Annotated in this window: 12 protein-coding genes; 6 read left to right on the top strand and 6 right to left on the bottom strand. The window is 66.7% G+C overall.

The window, feature by feature from the left end:
• Positions 1-1,680 (bottom strand): sensor domain-containing diguanylate cyclase, encoded by a 1,680-nt coding sequence (locus FAZ69_RS25605; RefSeq protein ID WP_136897886.1) that lies wholly within the window; start codon positions 1,678-1,680, stop codon positions 1-3.
• A 586-nt stretch (positions 1,681-2,266) separates the two neighbouring features.
• On the opposite strand from FAZ69_RS25605, the gene FAZ69_RS25610 reads away from it, so the two are divergent.
• Positions 2,267-4,021: an ABC transporter permease gene (locus FAZ69_RS25610; protein WP_136897887.1), complete on the top strand. Its 1,755-nt coding sequence runs from the start codon at positions 2,267-2,269 to the stop codon at positions 4,019-4,021.
• Between the two features lie 59 nt (positions 4,022-4,080).
• Positions 4,081-5,424: an ABC transporter ATP-binding protein gene (locus FAZ69_RS25615; RefSeq protein ID WP_136897888.1), complete on the top strand. Its 1,344-nt coding sequence runs from the start codon at positions 4,081-4,083 to the stop codon at positions 5,422-5,424.
• Positions 5,425-5,530: 106 nt separating this feature from the next.
• Here FAZ69_RS25615 and FAZ69_RS25620 read toward each other — a convergent pair whose 3' ends face one another.
• The 3 genes from FAZ69_RS25620 to FAZ69_RS25630 all read right to left on the bottom strand — a co-directional run bounded on the left by FAZ69_RS25620 (position 5,531) and on the right by FAZ69_RS25630 (position 7,906).
• Entirely contained in the window at positions 5,531-6,034 is a 504-nt protein-coding gene (locus tag FAZ69_RS25620) for a hypothetical protein (protein ID WP_136897889.1), read from the bottom strand.
• A complete protein-coding gene (locus tag FAZ69_RS25625; RefSeq protein ID WP_369407765.1) occupies positions 6,031-6,582 on the bottom strand; it encodes a hypothetical protein in 552 nt (183 codons plus the stop codon). The genes FAZ69_RS25620 and FAZ69_RS25625 overlap by 4 nt, the downstream gene beginning before the upstream one ends.
• A 262-nt stretch (positions 6,583-6,844) precedes the next feature.
• Positions 6,845-7,906 carry a sigma-54 interaction domain-containing protein gene (locus FAZ69_RS25630; protein ID WP_136897890.1) on the bottom strand — a complete coding sequence of 354 codons (1,062 nt, stop codon included), beginning with the start codon at positions 7,904-7,906 and terminating at the stop codon, positions 6,845-6,847.
• A gap of 343 nt (positions 7,907-8,249) precedes the next feature.
• Between FAZ69_RS25630 and FAZ69_RS25635 the strand changes: the two genes are divergently transcribed.
• From FAZ69_RS25635 to otsA, 4 genes are all read left to right on the top strand, one after another.
• Positions 8,250-8,522, top strand: a complete 273-nt coding sequence (locus tag FAZ69_RS25635; protein WP_136897891.1) for a hypothetical protein — start codon at positions 8,250-8,252, stop codon at positions 8,520-8,522.
• Positions 8,523-8,687: 165 nt separating this feature from the next.
• A complete protein-coding gene (locus tag FAZ69_RS25640; RefSeq protein ID WP_136897892.1) occupies positions 8,688-10,121 on the top strand; it encodes a sigma-54-dependent transcriptional regulator in 1,434 nt (477 codons plus the stop codon).
• Positions 10,122-10,288: 167 nt separating this feature from the next.
• Positions 10,289-10,507: a hypothetical protein gene (locus tag FAZ69_RS25645; RefSeq protein WP_136897893.1), complete on the top strand. Its 219-nt coding sequence runs from the start codon at positions 10,289-10,291 to the stop codon at positions 10,505-10,507.
• A 197-nt stretch (positions 10,508-10,704) separates the two neighbouring features.
• A complete protein-coding gene (gene otsA, locus FAZ69_RS25650; protein ID WP_136897894.1) occupies positions 10,705-12,126 on the top strand; it encodes an alpha,alpha-trehalose-phosphate synthase (UDP-forming) in 1,422 nt (473 codons plus the stop codon).
• Positions 12,127-12,219: 93 nt separating this feature from the next.
• On the opposite strand, the gene FAZ69_RS25655 is transcribed toward otsA, so the two are convergent.
• Together FAZ69_RS25655 and FAZ69_RS25660 are read right to left on the bottom strand one after the other, a co-directional pair.
• The gene (locus tag FAZ69_RS25655; protein WP_136897895.1) at positions 12,220-13,701 is read right to left on the bottom strand and encodes an RNA polymerase factor sigma-54; all 1,482 of its coding nucleotides are present in this window, start codon (positions 13,699-13,701) and stop codon (positions 12,220-12,222) included.
• Positions 13,702-13,863: 162 nt separating this feature from the next.
• A complete protein-coding gene (locus FAZ69_RS25660) occupies positions 13,864-14,310 on the bottom strand; it encodes a PA2169 family four-helix-bundle protein (RefSeq protein ID WP_136897896.1) in 447 nt (148 codons plus the stop codon).
• Positions 14,311-14,366 lie beyond the last annotated feature (56 nt).

The raw sequence follows: 14,366 nt of genomic DNA on the forward strand, positions 1-14,366 counted from the left end.
TCAGGACGTCGCGTAGGCCGCTTGCCCGGCGGGCGCGGGGTCGTCGGGCGGGAGCGCCTTCGTGCGGTCGCGGCCGGCCGATTTCGCGGCGTATAGCGCGAGGTCGGCGCGACTCATGATCCGCTCCGGCAAATCGGTGCGCCCGAGTTCGGTGATGCCGATGCTCACGCTCAGCGTGACGCTGGCCGGCAGCCGTGGCGACGGCTGCGCCTTGAGCCGGTCGTGCAAGCGTTGCGCGACGGCCTGGCCGTCCGCGAGCGTGGTCGCGGGCAGCACGATGCCGAACTCCTCGCCGCCGAGCCTGCCGATCGCGTCGCCCGTGCGCAGCTCGGCCCGGCAGATCGCGACGAAATGCTCGAGCGCGCGGTCGCCGATGGCGTGGCCGAAGCGGTCGTTGATCTGCTTGAAATGGTCGAGATCGGCGATCGCGAGGCACAGCGGCTTGCCGCCGGCGCGCGCCGCGGCGATTTCCTTTTGCAGCAGATCCAGAAAATAGCGGCGCGAGAGCGCGCCCGTCAGGGCGTCGTCGCGCGCCTCTGCCGACAGGAGCGCATTGGCTTCCTGCAGCTGGTCGGCGAGGTGGCGCGTGGCGCGGTGGTGCCGCTTCTCGCGCAGGTACGACGCGCCGATCAGGTAGGCGAGCGTGATCGAGCCGGCCAGCAGCACGAACGCGAGCAGATGCATGTTGCGATGGTTGCGCAGCAGCTCGGGCCAGGAGATGAGCGGGTCGACGAGATGCGCGGACAGCCCCGAGTTCAGCCCGCCGCGCATCTCGTAGAGCGACGGCGTATGGGTGCCGGGCAGCTCGGAGATCTGCGAGGCGAGCGCGCGCGGTACCCACGGAGCATCGTGCTCGACCTGCGCGAGAAGCGGCTGCACGCCGAATTCGGGGAAGTCGGTGCGCATATAGATGTTTTTCCGCTCGTCGGCGTCCATCTTCTGGATGCGCGCATGCGGCAGCGCGTGGCCGGCGACCGCGCTGTCGTGGGCCATGATGATGACGCCGTTCTCGTCGGCGATGAAGGTGCCGGCACGCGCGACCCAGTGGCGCAGCCGCGCGATGCCGATCTTGGCGACGATTGCGCCGACGAGCATGCCGTCCTCGTAGACGGGCGACGCGATGAAGATGCCGGGCTCGCCGCTGTTGCGACCGACGCCGTACGCCTGCGTGAAGCCGCCGAGCAGCGCTTCCTCCAGGTAGGCGCGCGACTGCATGTTGCGGCCGACGAACGACGACGGGCTCGCCGCATTGCTCGACGCGACGCAGAGGCCTTCCGTGTTGACGAGCCAGATGTTCTCGAGGCCGGAGAACCCCTGCGCGTTATGCAGGAAGTCGCTGATGCCGGCGAGCTGCGGGTCGTTCGCGAGCGCCGCGCGCAGCTCGGGTTCCATGCCGGGACGCTTCGCGGCATAATTCCGCGCCTGGGCCAGGGCGCGCTGGATCATGCGGATTTCGGCGATGGTCTCGGGAATGGCGCGCGCCATCGCGAGATCGCTTGCAATCATCTGCGCCATGTTGTCGGCGGCGGCGGTCGAGATTTGCCGCTGCGTTCCGATCGCGTCGTCGAGCTCGCGCTCCGCCGTGCGGTCGGCCACCAGGCCCGCGACGATCCAGCAGACGAGCGTGACCATCACGAGGCTCGACAGCGCAATCGCCCGGCGCAGGGTGGGGTTCTTCATCGACTCTCGGATCCGTCAGACAGTTGCATGCGGCAAGCGGTATGGGTTCGGTCGCGCGAGGCGCGGGGCAGGCGCCGAGGCGCCTGCGCGGCGGGTTCGGGCCTGCCGCTGCCGGGGATCCATGAGAAGTGCGGAGCGCTCCTTGATCGCGGCATCTTGAAATTCTAACTGGCGGGCGGCGCCGTGCCCATATATTGACCAGCCCGAATAGCGGCCAACCGGGCTGCAAGGCAGATGAAATAAGCGGGACGGCGCGCGGTCTTTTTGCATCAACCGGCGCCGAAAGGTTGTGCCTGAAACACAGGTTGTAGTAGTGTCGTGCCGTCAAAAAGCAGGAAAGCCAGGTCAGCCTTCGAGCGCATTCGAAATGCGCCGCCGCCGGGGGTAGCGCTTGCTGACTGAAGCGCTTTCGTAGTCAACGAAATTCCGCACTCATGCGTCTTGCCATGTCTCCATACCGCTTCCCGAATCGACCTGCCGACTGGCGTGACGCTCACGCCGCATGCCATGCGCGGCCGACCTGCCGCGCGAGCGCCGGCTCGCCGGCAGCGGATTATTCAACCTATCGTATCGCGGAGGGCGCCTGATGGATCTCGGCTTCAACCTGAACCGGACCGCCAACGCCTCGGCGTGGCGGCTCATGCCCAATCGCTGGGACTTCGTCGCGTTTCCGCTGATCATCTGCCTGATCGCGATGGCGGCCATCGGCTTCCATCAGACGATGGCGCCGATCTCGACGCTCAAGACCCAGGTCATCTCTCTCGACCCGTCGAACCTGCCTGAATATGCGCTGCGCACGACGCTGCGCATGCTCGCGGCGATGTTCGCCTCGCTCGTCTTCACGCTGACTTACGGCACGCTCGCGGCCAAGAGCCGGCGCGCCGAGAAGGTGCTGATCCCGATCCTTGACATCCTGCAATCGGTGCCGGTGCTCGGCTACATCTCGTTTACGGTCACCTTCTTCATCGCGCTGTTCCCGACGCGCGTCGCGGGAGCCGAATGCGCGGCGATCTTCGCGATCTTCACGGCCCAGGCGTGGAACATGACGTTCAGCTTCTACCAGTCGCTGCGCACGGTGCCGCGCGATCTGGACGAAGTCTCGCGAGGCTTCCACCTGACCGGCTGGCAGCGCTTCTGGAAGCTCGAAGTGCCGTTCTCGATGCCGGGCCTCATCTGGAACATGATGATGTCGATGTCGGGCGGCTGGTTCTTCGTCGTGGCGTCCGAGGCGATCACGGTCGGCAACAACACGATCACGCTGCCGGGCATCGGCGCGTATCTCGCGCAGGCGATCTCCGACAAGAACCTCGCCGCGGTCGGCTGGGTCATCCTCGCGATGACGATCGTGATCCTCGCCTACGACCAGCTGCTGTTCCGCCCGCTCGTCGCCTGGGCCGACAAGTTCCGCATGGAGACCACGAGCTCCGGCAATGCGCCCGAGTCGTGGCTGCTCGACGTCGTGCGCCGCACGCGGCTCATTCATCAACTGCTCGTGCCGGCCGGCTGGATGCTCGCGCGCACGGCGCGCCTGCCGTTCCGCCTGCCCTCGGTGAGCAGCGTGCGCTTCCCGGTGCCGAAGTTCGAGAAGACGCCGTCGCGTCTCGGCGACATCATCTGGGGGATTCTCGTTCTCCTCCTGACGCTGTACGTGGTCTATCGCGTCGTCGCCTACGTGCGCACCGGCGTCACGCTCGCCGAGGTGGAGCACGTGTTCGTGCTCGGCTTCTTCACGCTGTTCCGGGTGGCGATCCTGATCGCGATCTCGTCGGTGATCTGGGTGCCGCTCGGCGTGCTGATCGGCCTGCGTCCGGCGCTCGCCGAGAAGATCCAGCCGCTCGCGCAGTTCCTTGCCGCGTTCCCGGCGAACCTGCTGTTCCCGGTGTTCGTGATCGTGATCGTCAAGTTCAACCTGAACCCGGATATCTGGCTGTCGCCGCTCATCGTGCTCGGCACGCAGTGGTATATCCTCTTCAACGTGATCGCCGGCGCGACGGCCTACCCGAACGATTACAAGGAGGCCGCCACCAATTTCCGCATCCGCGGCTGGCAATGGTGGCGCCAGGCCATGCTGCCCGGCATCTTCCCGTACTACGTGACGGGCGCGATCACGGCCTCGGGCGGCGCGTGGAACGCGAGCATCGTCTCGGAGTTCGTGCAGTGGGGCGACACCAAGGTCGCGGCGCACGGCCTGGGAGCCTACATCGCGCAGACCACGGCCGCCGGCGACTTCCCGAAGATCATCCTGGGTATTGCGGTGATGTCCTTGTTCGTGACGCTGTTCAACCGTCTGCTTTGGCGTCCGATGTACACCTATGCCGAGGCCAAGCTCAGGCTCGACTGATCCGGCTCATCCGGCACCTCGTTCGACAAGATAGTTAGCGAAACCAAGAGTAACGCGCGATGCAAAATTCCAAAGATGCTGTAGCTACGCCGGTGCAGGCGCCGGCTGTTTCCCGGGGCGCGGGCCAAGAGATCCTGAACGTCAAGGACGTCTGCCGGGGCTTCGACAAGACGCAAGGCGAGCTGCTCGTGCTCGACGACGTGAACCTGACGCTGCGCGAAGGCGAGATCGTCGGCATGCTCGGCCGCTCGGGCTCGGGCAAGTCGACCCTTCTGCGCATCATCGCCGGGCTGATCCAGCCGACCGACGGCCATGTCGATTACCTCGGCAAGCCGCTGTCCGGCCCGGCCGAGGGCGTGGCGATGGTGTTCCAGACCTTCGCGCTGTTCCCGTGGCTTACCGTGCTGCAAAACGTGGAGGCGGGGCTGGAGGCGCAAGGTGTCGGCGCGCGCGAGCGCCGCGAGCGCGCGCTGGCCGCGATCGACCTGATCGGTCTCGACGGCTTCGAAAACGCCTATCCGCGCGAGCTGTCGGGCGGCATGCGGCAGCGCGTGGGCTTTGCGCGCGCGCTCGTTGTCGATCCGACGCTGCTCTTGATGGACGAGCCGTTCTCCGCGCTCGACGTGCTGACCGCCGAAACGCTGCGTACCGACCTGCTCGACCTGTGGACGCAAGGGCGCCTGCCGATCAAGTCGGTGCTGATCGTCACGCACAACATCGAGGAAGCGGTATTCATGTGCGATCGGATCCTGGTGCTGTCGTCGAACCCGGGCAAGGTGGTCGCCGAGATCCAGGTGCCGTTCAAGCACCCGCGCAACCGGCTCGACCCGGCGTTCCGCCGTCTCGTCGACGACATCTACGCGAAGATGACCGCGCGCCGCACCGACGAAACGGCGAAGAAGGGGCTCGAGCTCGGCAGCTGGCTGCCGGAGGTGTCGACCAACCTGATGGCCGGTCTCATCGAAACGCTCGCCGCGGCGCCGTACCACGGCCGCGCCGATATGCCGGAAATCGCGCGCTCGCTGCATCTGGAAGTGGACGACCTGTTCCCGATCGCCGAAGTGCTCCAGCACCTGGGCTTCGCGGAAATGCGCGAGGGCGACATCTTCCTCACGCCGCCGGCTCGCGTGTTCTCCGAGTTCGGCACGCAGGAGCGCAAGATGATGTTCGCCGAGCATCTGCTGCGCAACGTGCCGCTCGCCGCGCGGATCAAGAAGGTGCTCAACGAGCGCCCGGGGCATCGCGCGCCGCGCGTGCGTTTCGAGCAGGAGCTGGAAGACTTCCTGTCCGACGAGGCCGCCGAGGAGACGCTCGACGCGGTCATCAACTGGGGCCGCTACGGCGAGATCTTTTCGTATAACGACCAGAGCGAGATTTTCAGTCTCGAGGACGTCGAATCCTGATCGCGTCTTCCCGATAGGCAGGGGGCGTGCGCTCCCCCGGTTTCGCAGGGCATTCCGCCCCGCTCGAGCAGCCGTCGACGACGGCGCGCCTGGGCGGGGCGGAGTTTTATTGCAGGTTTCCCCATCGCGGCACGGCCGGCTCGGCCGACGCCCATTTCCATCCGTTCGGCGCTTCGCAGGCGGTTGCCATGTACCAGTCCTCTGGCGCATCGGGCTTGTCGCCGCCGGCGACCGAGAACACGAACTCCTTGCAGAGCGCGAGCGCCGACGAGAACGCCCGCGTTACGCGAATCCGGCCGTGGCCGTTCTCGACCGGCAGCCAATGCCGGACACCCCAGGTCTGTGTGCCGTCGACGGGCGTAATGCCGACGAGCGACGCGATGGCGTCCTGCTGATCCTTGTGCAGGCGCTTCATGGTGCGGGCGACGGCTTCGTCGGTGGCCGACTGCACGGCGATGCCGACGCCGATGCCGACCGCCGGGTTGGCGGTCACGGCGCCGGTGGCGACGCCCGCGACCGCGCCGCTCGCTGCACCGATTGACTGGCAGCCCGGCATGAAAATCACGCTCGCCGCGAGCGCGGCGCCGCTGACGATCAGGCGCGCGCTCATTGCAGCGCGCCCCAGCGGCCCGTGGCCGGCTCGGCCGACGCCCATTTCCACGCGTTGCCGTCGCGGCAGATCGACGCGACATAGAAGTTGCTTTGCGCGGCCTGGTCCTTGGTCGCGGGCGTATCGACGGAGAAGACGATTTCCTTGCAGTCGAGCGGGCCGCTGCTGATGGTGCGGCTGACGGTGACGCGTCCGCGCTCGTCGTCCTCGATCGGCACCGTGTGCGAGACCGACCACGAGGCGATTCCACCGACGTCGAGCGGTCCGGCCGCCTGCGCGATCTGGTCTTGCGCGAAGGCGTGCGCGACGCGCTGCGTATATTGGACGCCGGCTTTCGCGCCCGCGACGGCGCCAAGGCCGATGCCCGTCGCCACCGCGGCATTGTTCGTGACCTTCGAGGCCACCGCCGCGCCGGCGATACCGGCACCCGCCGTGGCGCCTTGGCTATAGAGCGAGTTGCAGCCGCTCAGGATCGATGCCCCCGTCAACACGAGCACGGCGGTCAACGGCGCTTTGTTGCGCCGGAGGAATCGAGGCGAGGCTTGCATTCTTGTTTCCTTGGGATTGCTGTTTTTTGCCTGCGCTGCGGCGGTTCGCGCGCTCACAAACGATTACCCGCACGCGCCGTGCTGGCGCACGCGCATTGTGAACGATCGAATTTGTAATTGGCAAAACGGAAATGCAAAGGATTGCAAATTTTGCGGCGCTCGCACGCGATTTATGCTTGGTGTGGCTGCGAGTGAGTCGCGCGTGCTGCGCGCATAAGCCGCACGCGGCGTTGCGGCTTACTGTGAGGACGCCGTCGGCGCTTCACTCTTCGCCGGCGGCCGCATCCTCTTCTTCCTCGTACGCACCAAGCCGGTTGTACAAGGTCTTGAGACTCACGCCGAGCGCCTTGGCCGCGCGGCGCTTGTCGCCGCCGCAGAACTTCAGCGTGCCGAGGATGATTTGCCGCTGCGCATCGGCGAGCGGCGTGCCGACCCAGACGCTCATCGCGCCGCCCTGCGTCACCGCTTTCTTCGCGCGCGCTGCGAGCCTCGGATGCTCGATCTCGATGGTCTTCTCCGCGAGGATGAACGCGCGATAGATCGCGTTCTTCATCTCGCGCACGTTGCCCGGCCACGAGTAGGTGCGCAGCGTGTCGAGCGCGCGCTTGCCGAAGACTTTGTCCGTGCCCTCCTGCGCGTTCATCTCGTCGAGAAAGTGCTGGGCGAGCAGTTCTCGATCGCCTTCGCGCTCGCGCAGGGGCGGCGCGCGCAGCGGAAAGACCGCGAGCCGGTACATCAGGTCTTCGCGCAAGCCGTTTTCCTTGACCGCGACGAGCGGGTCGCGGTTGGTCGCGGCGATCACGCGCACGTCGCTTTGCTGGAGCTCCGTGCCGCCGACGCGATAGAACGTGCCCGTCTCCAGCGCGCGCAGCAGCTTGACCTGCCGGATCGGCGCCATCTCGGTCACCTCGTCGAGAAACAGCGTGCCGCCGTGCGCGTTCTCGAAATAGCCCGCGCGGCCCTGCACGGCGCCCGTGAAGCTGCCGCGCTCGTGGCCGAACAGCTCCGCTTCGATGAGGTTGTCGGGGATCGCGCCGCAGTTCACGGCGATAAACGGCGCGTCCTTGCGCGCGCTGCGCTCGTGGATCGTGCGCGCGATCAACTCCTTGCCCGAGCCGGATTCGCCGACGATGAGCGCGGTGGCGTCGGTGGCCGCCACCCGCTCGATCTGCTCATAGAGCTCGCGCATCGCCGGTGACGAGCCGTACAGCTCGCCGTACGACTCGAGGCCCGCAGTCTTGCGTGCGGCGCGCTTTGCCGAGGCCGGCGCATCGCCGCCGCCGGACGGGGCCGCCGTCGCGTCGAGGTCGCTTTCTGCCGCCATGAGGGGGTTCCCGCGATGGGTGTCGAGCCCTGGAAGATGCCACGCGCGAAGACGCGCATGCTGTCCCGACCCCAGTTTCGCTATCTCTAAAAGGGTATTTAACCATGCGCGGCGAGGCTCGCCATGCCATTTTGCAGGCACGCGCCGTGCTGAAACACAAGGTTACAACTCACCGGAACTCATCGCGTCCGAGGCAATCCGATTTCGAGACAGGGGCGTGCGGCGGCCGGAATATCGGCTGGATCGGCTCGAACGGGTTCGCCGCCGATGCCGGGCCGCTATGCTTGGGAAGCGGTATCGCACGCCCTTTCCAGTGCCACTAGAAGAGATCAGGGGGATTCCGATGGCCCGTCCTAGAATCGGCATTTTCGGAGCGCTCGTCGCGGTTGGCGGCATGCTGGCCTGGCGCTGGGCGCAAAAGCACCGCGCCTCGCAGACGCGCCTCGCTCAGGACCTGAGCCGCTGGGAAAACGAGGGCGGCGCAGTGGCGGCCTCGACGCAGACGGCGCCGATGCCGGTTCCGCCGAAGCCGGCCGCGGGAGGCGAGAGCGGCGCCAAGGCGCTTCGCAGTGGAGCTGGCAGCGAGCCAGGCGTCTGGCACTTCCCGCATGGCTGACGGGCAGCGGCGGCATTCGATGCCGGCCCGGCCGCTTGGCGCGCCGCACGGCCGGCTGCATCGCTTCAGTGCATTAGGTGTGAATGTGCAACAATGAGGCTCGAAAACAGAAATCTCTGAGTTCATTGTTGTGAAGATAAACGTACTGATAGCATTGAACCCACCATGCCACATGTACTGATAGTCGACGACGATCCGAACACCCGCGACGCGCTGGCTCAGGTCATCGGCACCGACGGTCTGACGACGGCGACGGCGGGCGATTTGCGCGAGGCGCGCATCCAGCTCGTGCGGCAGACGCCGGACGTCGTGTTCACCGACCTCAAGCTGCCCGACGGCAGCGGCGTCGATCTGTTCGCGGATCTCGATCCGCGCTCGGGCGTCGAGTTCATCGTCATCACCGGTCACGCGACCGTGGAATCCGCGGTGAGCGCGCTGAAGATGGGCGCGGCGGACTACCTCGTCAAGCCGGTCAACCTGCAGCGCGTGAAGGCGATTCTCGACCGCCTGCCGCGCCCGGGCGACTTGAAGGCGCAGATCGGCTCGCTGCGCGGCGAGCTGCGCCGGATGGGCCGCTTTGGCTTGATGTCCGGCAGCTCGCCGGCGATGCAGGAGGTCTACGACCAGATCGGGCGCGTCGCGCCGACGGCCGCATCGGTGCTGCTCGTCGGCGAATCGGGCACGGGCAAGGAGGTCGCCGCCCAGACGCTGCACGAGCTGAGCCTGCGCCGCCGCCACGCGTTTCTCGCCGTCAATTGCGGGGCGATCTCGCCGAACCTGATCGAATCGGAAATGTTCGGCCACGAGCGCGGCTCGTTCACGGGCGCGGACCGCCAGCACAAGGGCTATTTCGAGCGTGCCGACGGCGGCACGCTCTTTCTCGACGAAATCACCGAGATGCCGGCCGAGCTGCAGGTGAAGCTCCTGCGCGTGCTGGAGACAGGCGTGTTCATGCGCGTGGGCATGGCCAAGGAGATCGAGACCGACGTGCGCGTGATCGCCGCGACCAATCGCGATCCCGAAGAGGCGGTGCTCGAAGGCAAGCTGCGTCTCGACCTCTATCACCGGCTCAACGTGTTCCCGATCAGCCTGCCGCCGCTGCGCGAGCGCGGCAGCGACGTCGGCCTGCTCGCGCAGGCGTTTCTCGACGAGCTCAACGAGGCTCACGGCACGAAGAGACAGTTCCCGCCGACCGTGAAGGAGATGATGTCGTCGTATCCGTGGCCGGGGAACGTGCGCGAGCTGAAGAACTACGTGCAGCGCGCCTACATCATGGCGAGCCCGGGTTCGAACACGACGGCGACGGTGCCGCTGCAGATCTCGCTGTCCAAGCCGTCGACAGGCACTGCGGTGACGATTCCGTTCGGCACCTCGCTCGCCGAAGCCGACCGCCAGCTCATTCTCGCCACGCTCGAGCAGTGCGGCGGCGTCAAGACGCGTGCGGCCGAGATCCTCGGCATCAGCTTGAAGACGCTCTACAACCGGCTCGTCGAATACGGCGACGACAGCAAGAAGACGGCGTCGGGCGAAGCCTCGTCAGACGCGGGCGAGGCTTCGGCGGAGGCGGGCGGGGCGGGCACGCGGGGTGCGGCGGCTTGAGGCGAGGCAGCGAAAGTCCGCCGCACGGACTCGGCCCCATCGGCCGCCGATGTACAGGTTACAAATCTTGCGCAATTGTTACCGCACGAAGACGCGTGCCAGCGTCTAGACTAATTCTTTGACATCCCCGCTTGGGGCGCTCGCCTTCCTTTTGCCGGAGGCATCACATGAGACACCCAGCCTTGCGGCGCTCTGCGCGCCATGCCCAGAAGCGCGAAATGCGCAGCAGTTCGGGCGGCGGCGCTCCGCCGCCGTCCTCACACGATCCCGCCTCGCAAAACCGTCCCGCGCCCAACGCGCCGCCCGACGGCGATCACAACCAGGGCGGGGTGCGCCAGGAAGGCATCGAGTATCAGCGCGACCTGGGTTCCGAGCAGGACGCCTGAGCTTTTCGCGGCACGGCTTTTCGAAAACGCTGTTCGCATGACGTCGAGCGCGCCGTGCGGCGCGTCCGCGCGCGTTGCATTTGCATACCTATGTTTCGCTCGATAGGGCGATGTGCGGCACGCAGCTTGCATGCTGGCTACGTGGAATGAAGCGAATGCTTCGTTCATGCCATGACAACCGAAGAGGTAAAGCCGTAATGAGCAGACTAATCGTGGTATCGAACCGCGTGGCGCCGACGCAGGAAGGCCTGCCCGCCGCCGGCGGCCTGGCCGTCGGCGTTCTCGATGCGCTGCAGGAAACCGGCGGGGTCTGGTTCGGATGGAGCGGCGAGATCGTCGGCGAAGCGGGCGAGCCCGTCATCGAGAAGCAAGGCAACGTGACATACGCGACGGTCGGACTCTCGCGCCGCGACTACGACCAGTACTACCGAGGATTTTCGAACGCGACGCTGTGGCCGGCGTTTCACTACCGCACCGACCTCGCGCGCTACGACAGGCAGGAATACGCGGGCTATCAGCGCGTGAACGCGAGGCTCGCGAAGCAATTGAAGGCGCTGCTGCGGCCCGACGACATCGTCTGGGTCCACGACTATCACCTGCTGCCGTTCGCCGCGTGCCTGCGCGAGCTGGGCGTGCGCAATCCGATCGGCTTTTTCCTGCACATTCCGTTTCCGGTTCCCGAGATGCTGCGCACCGTGCCGCCGCACGAAGCGCTCGTAAAGCAGATGTGCAGCTACGACGTGATCGGCTTCCAGACCGAGACGGACCGCCAGTCGTTCGTCGACTATCTCGAGCGCGGCGGGTTCGGCACGGCGAGCGACGACGGCATGGTCCACGCGCACGGGCATATGTTCAAGGCCGCCGCCTATCCGATCGGCGTCTATCCCGACGCGATCGCCAAAGCCGCCGTGCAGTTCTCCGACCGCAAGCCCGTCAGGGCGCTGCGCGATGCGATGCGCGGCCGCCGGCTCATCATGAGCGTCGACAGGCTCGACTACTCGAAGGGGCTCGTCGAGCGCTTCCAGGCATTCGAGCGTTTCCTGCTCAATGCGCCGGGCTGGCATGGGCGCGTCTCGCTCGTGCAGGTCGCACCGCCGACCCGCTCGGACGTGCAGACCTACCAGCGCATCCGCCAGACCCTCGAAGGCGAGGCGGGGCGCATCAACGGCCGCTTCGCGCAGCTCGACTGGACGCCGATCCAGTACCTCAACCGCAAGTACGAGCGCAACCTGCTGATGGCGTTCTTCAGGATGTCGCAGGTCGGCTACGTGACGCCGCTGCGCGACGGCATGAACCTCGTCGCGAAGGAGTACGTGGCCTCGCAGGATCCGGCGGACCCCGGCGTGCTCGTGCTGTCGCAGTTCGCGGGCGCGGCGGAGCAGTTGCCGGGCGCGCTCGTCGTGAATCCGTTCGATCTCTCGCAGATGGCCGAGGCGCTCGAGCGGGCGCTGTCGATGCCGCTCGCGGAGCGCCAGGCACGTCACGCGGACATGATGGCGCCGTTGCGCGAGATGGACCTGTCGAAGTGGCGCGATACGTTCCTGGCCGATCTCGGGCATGTCGCGACGGCGGCCACGGTTACGCGCAACGCGGTGAAGTTCGCGAATCTCGCGGCGTGATGTGGTGACGCGGTGACGCCGTGAAACGAAGCACGGGCTCGACGATTCGAGCCCGTGCTTTTTTGCGGAAGGACGCGCGCGGTTCGTCGGCGCTCAGCGCTGCCGCAGTTGTGCGGGCGGCACCTTCATCTGGTTGCGGTACTTGGCGACCGTGCGTCGCGCGACGATCATTCCTTCCTGCGTCAGCAGCTTCGCGAGGCTCACGTCGGAAAGCGGATCGTGTACATCCTCCTGCGCGATCAGCTCCTTGATCACCGCGCGCACCGCCGCCGCGGAGCAGCGGCCGCCGGTCTCGGTCGCGAGCTTGCGCGGGAAGAAATGCCTGAACTCGAAGATGCCGCGCGGCGTCGCCATGTACTTGTTGCTCGAGGCGCGCGAGACGGTCGATTCGTGCAGGCCGAGCTCGTCGGCGACTTCGCGCAGCACGAGCGGCTTCAACGCGATTTCGCCGTAGTCGAAGAACGCCTTCTGGTGCGCGACGATGCACTCGGCGACGCGCTGGATCGTCGTGAAGCGCTGCTCGGCGTTGCGCAGCAGCCAGCGCGCTTCCTGCAGCTGCTGGGCGAGCGGCGAGCCGCTCGTGCCCGGCGCCTGCGCGAACATCTCTGCGTACAGGCGATGGATGCGCGTGCGCGGCAGCACGGCCGGATTGACCGTGACGGCCCATTGGTTCCTCACCTGACGCACGATCACGTCGGGCACCACGTAGTTGTCGGCATCGGGCACGTACGCTTCGCCGGGCTTCGGGTCGAGCCTTCTCACGAGCAGGCTCGCGACGCGCAGCGCGTCGGCCGAGCAGCCGAGCTGCTTTTGCAGCTCGGCGTGCTCGCGGCGCGCGAGGCGCTCGAGATGATGTTCGGCGATCTCGAGCGCGAGCGCGCGGCCCGGCGTGTCTTCCTGCAACGCCTGCAATTGCAGGCTCAGGCATTCGGCGAGCGAGCGCGCGCCGACGCCCGGCTTGTCGAGCGTCTGCACGAGCCGCAGCGCGACGCGCAACTCCTCTTCGGCGAGCGGCGGCTCGGCCTTGCAGACCTGGGCGAGCTCGGCGAGCGGCTCGCGCAGATAGCCATCGTCGTCGAGCGCTTCGATGACCATCTGGGCGACAGCGTGGTCGCGGTCGTTGAGCGGATACACGTTCAGGAGGACGTGGAGCTGCTCGTGCATGGTCGGCTGTGAATGCGCCCAGGCGCCGGGGTCGGCGTCTTCCGAATCGCCGTGGGGCCGCGCGAGCGTGCCGCCCGGCCAGTCGTTGGCGTACTCGTTGACGTATTCATTTGTGTATTCGCCCGCCGGCTCGTCCGGTGCGGCGAGGGCGGCGGTGTCGGCGCTCGGCGAATCGGGCACGGGCGCAGCGCCGGCATCGTAAGCGGCGTGGAGCTCGCCGGCGGCATCGGCGGCCGGCTCGGCGTCTTCCTGCGCGGGCTCGTCGAGTTCGAGGAACGGGTTGCTGTCGAGCGCCTGGCGCAGCTCATGCTGGAATTCGAGCGACGAAAGCTGGAGCAGGCGCACCGATTGTTGCAGGCGCGGCGTCAGCGCTACATGCTGCTTTTGATGGAGTTCGAGAATAGGCGGCATTTTGAGCGTCCTGTCGTTAGCAAGGATCGCTCCTGTCCTGCAATGGCCGTACCAGTTTTCGCAAGTGCCTGATTCTTGGAGATTTTGATTTTCTGCAGGCGCTTGCGAAGGGCATTTTTTACAACGCGCCCGGCAAAAGCGCGGCACGTTTTGTGCAGCTTCTCAGTGCGGCATGTGCTGGCTGTGCAACGCGCGGATGCGCTCTTGGTTCTCGCGCACACTCCGATACTGCCGTTCGACGACTTGCCGCACGTCGGCCGGCAAGTCCGCGCCGAGCGCCATCCGGTAGTGCTGCTCGGCGCTGTCTTCGCCGCGCTCGCATTCGGCGAGGATCGCTTCGTCGCTGCGCCCCGAAACGAGTGTCTTCATGCCGAGCCAGCCGCGATGCAGCGCGCCGCTCATCGAGCCGTGGTTTTCCGGCTTGCCGCCGAGTCCGCGCACGAGGTCCTGCAATTCGCGCGCGGCCCGCGTGCAATCGTTCGCCCGGCTCGAGAACAGGAGCTTCAATTGCCGGTCGAGCGTGGCTTCTGCGGCCTTGTGATATTCGCGCTCGCCGTCTTTCGACGCTTCGGTCAGATCGTTCAGCACCGCAATGACATCAGTCGCCATGGGAACCTCCTCAGTCTAGATGGCGCGCAACGGCGCGGCTCGCGCGCCGCGCGCGG

Source organism: Trinickia terrae (assembly GCF_005144415.1).
Classification (GTDB): Bacteria; Pseudomonadota; Gammaproteobacteria; order Burkholderiales; family Burkholderiaceae; genus Trinickia_A; species Trinickia_A terrae.

Coding starts and splice junctions, on each gene's coding strand:
- FAZ69_RS25605 (WP_136897886.1), bottom strand. CDS start 1,680: ATGAAGAACCCCACCCTGCGCCGGGCGATTGCGCTGTCGAGCCTCGTG.
- FAZ69_RS25610 (WP_136897887.1), top strand. CDS start 2,267: ATGGATCTCGGCTTCAACCTGAACCGGACCGCCAACGCCTCGGCGTGG.
- FAZ69_RS25615 (WP_136897888.1), top strand. CDS start 4,081: ATGCAAAATTCCAAAGATGCTGTAGCTACGCCGGTGCAGGCGCCGGCT.
- FAZ69_RS25620 (WP_136897889.1), bottom strand. CDS start 6,034: ATGAGCGCGCGCCTGATCGTCAGCGGCGCCGCGCTCGCGGCGAGCGTG.
- FAZ69_RS25625 (WP_369407765.1), bottom strand. CDS start 6,582: ATGCAAGCCTCGCCTCGATTCCTCCGGCGCAACAAAGCGCCGTTGACC.
- FAZ69_RS25630 (WP_136897890.1), bottom strand. CDS start 7,906: ATGGCGGCAGAAAGCGACCTCGACGCGACGGCGGCCCCGTCCGGCGGC.
- FAZ69_RS25635 (WP_136897891.1), top strand. CDS start 8,250: ATGGCCCGTCCTAGAATCGGCATTTTCGGAGCGCTCGTCGCGGTTGGC.
- FAZ69_RS25640 (WP_136897892.1), top strand. CDS start 8,688: ATGCCACATGTACTGATAGTCGACGACGATCCGAACACCCGCGACGCG.
- FAZ69_RS25645 (WP_136897893.1), top strand. CDS start 10,289: ATGAGACACCCAGCCTTGCGGCGCTCTGCGCGCCATGCCCAGAAGCGC.
- otsA (WP_136897894.1), top strand. CDS start 10,705: ATGAGCAGACTAATCGTGGTATCGAACCGCGTGGCGCCGACGCAGGAA.
- FAZ69_RS25655 (WP_136897895.1), bottom strand. CDS start 13,701: ATGCCGCCTATTCTCGAACTCCATCAAAAGCAGCATGTAGCGCTGACG.
- FAZ69_RS25660 (WP_136897896.1), bottom strand. CDS start 14,310: ATGGCGACTGATGTCATTGCGGTGCTGAACGATCTGACCGAAGCGTCG.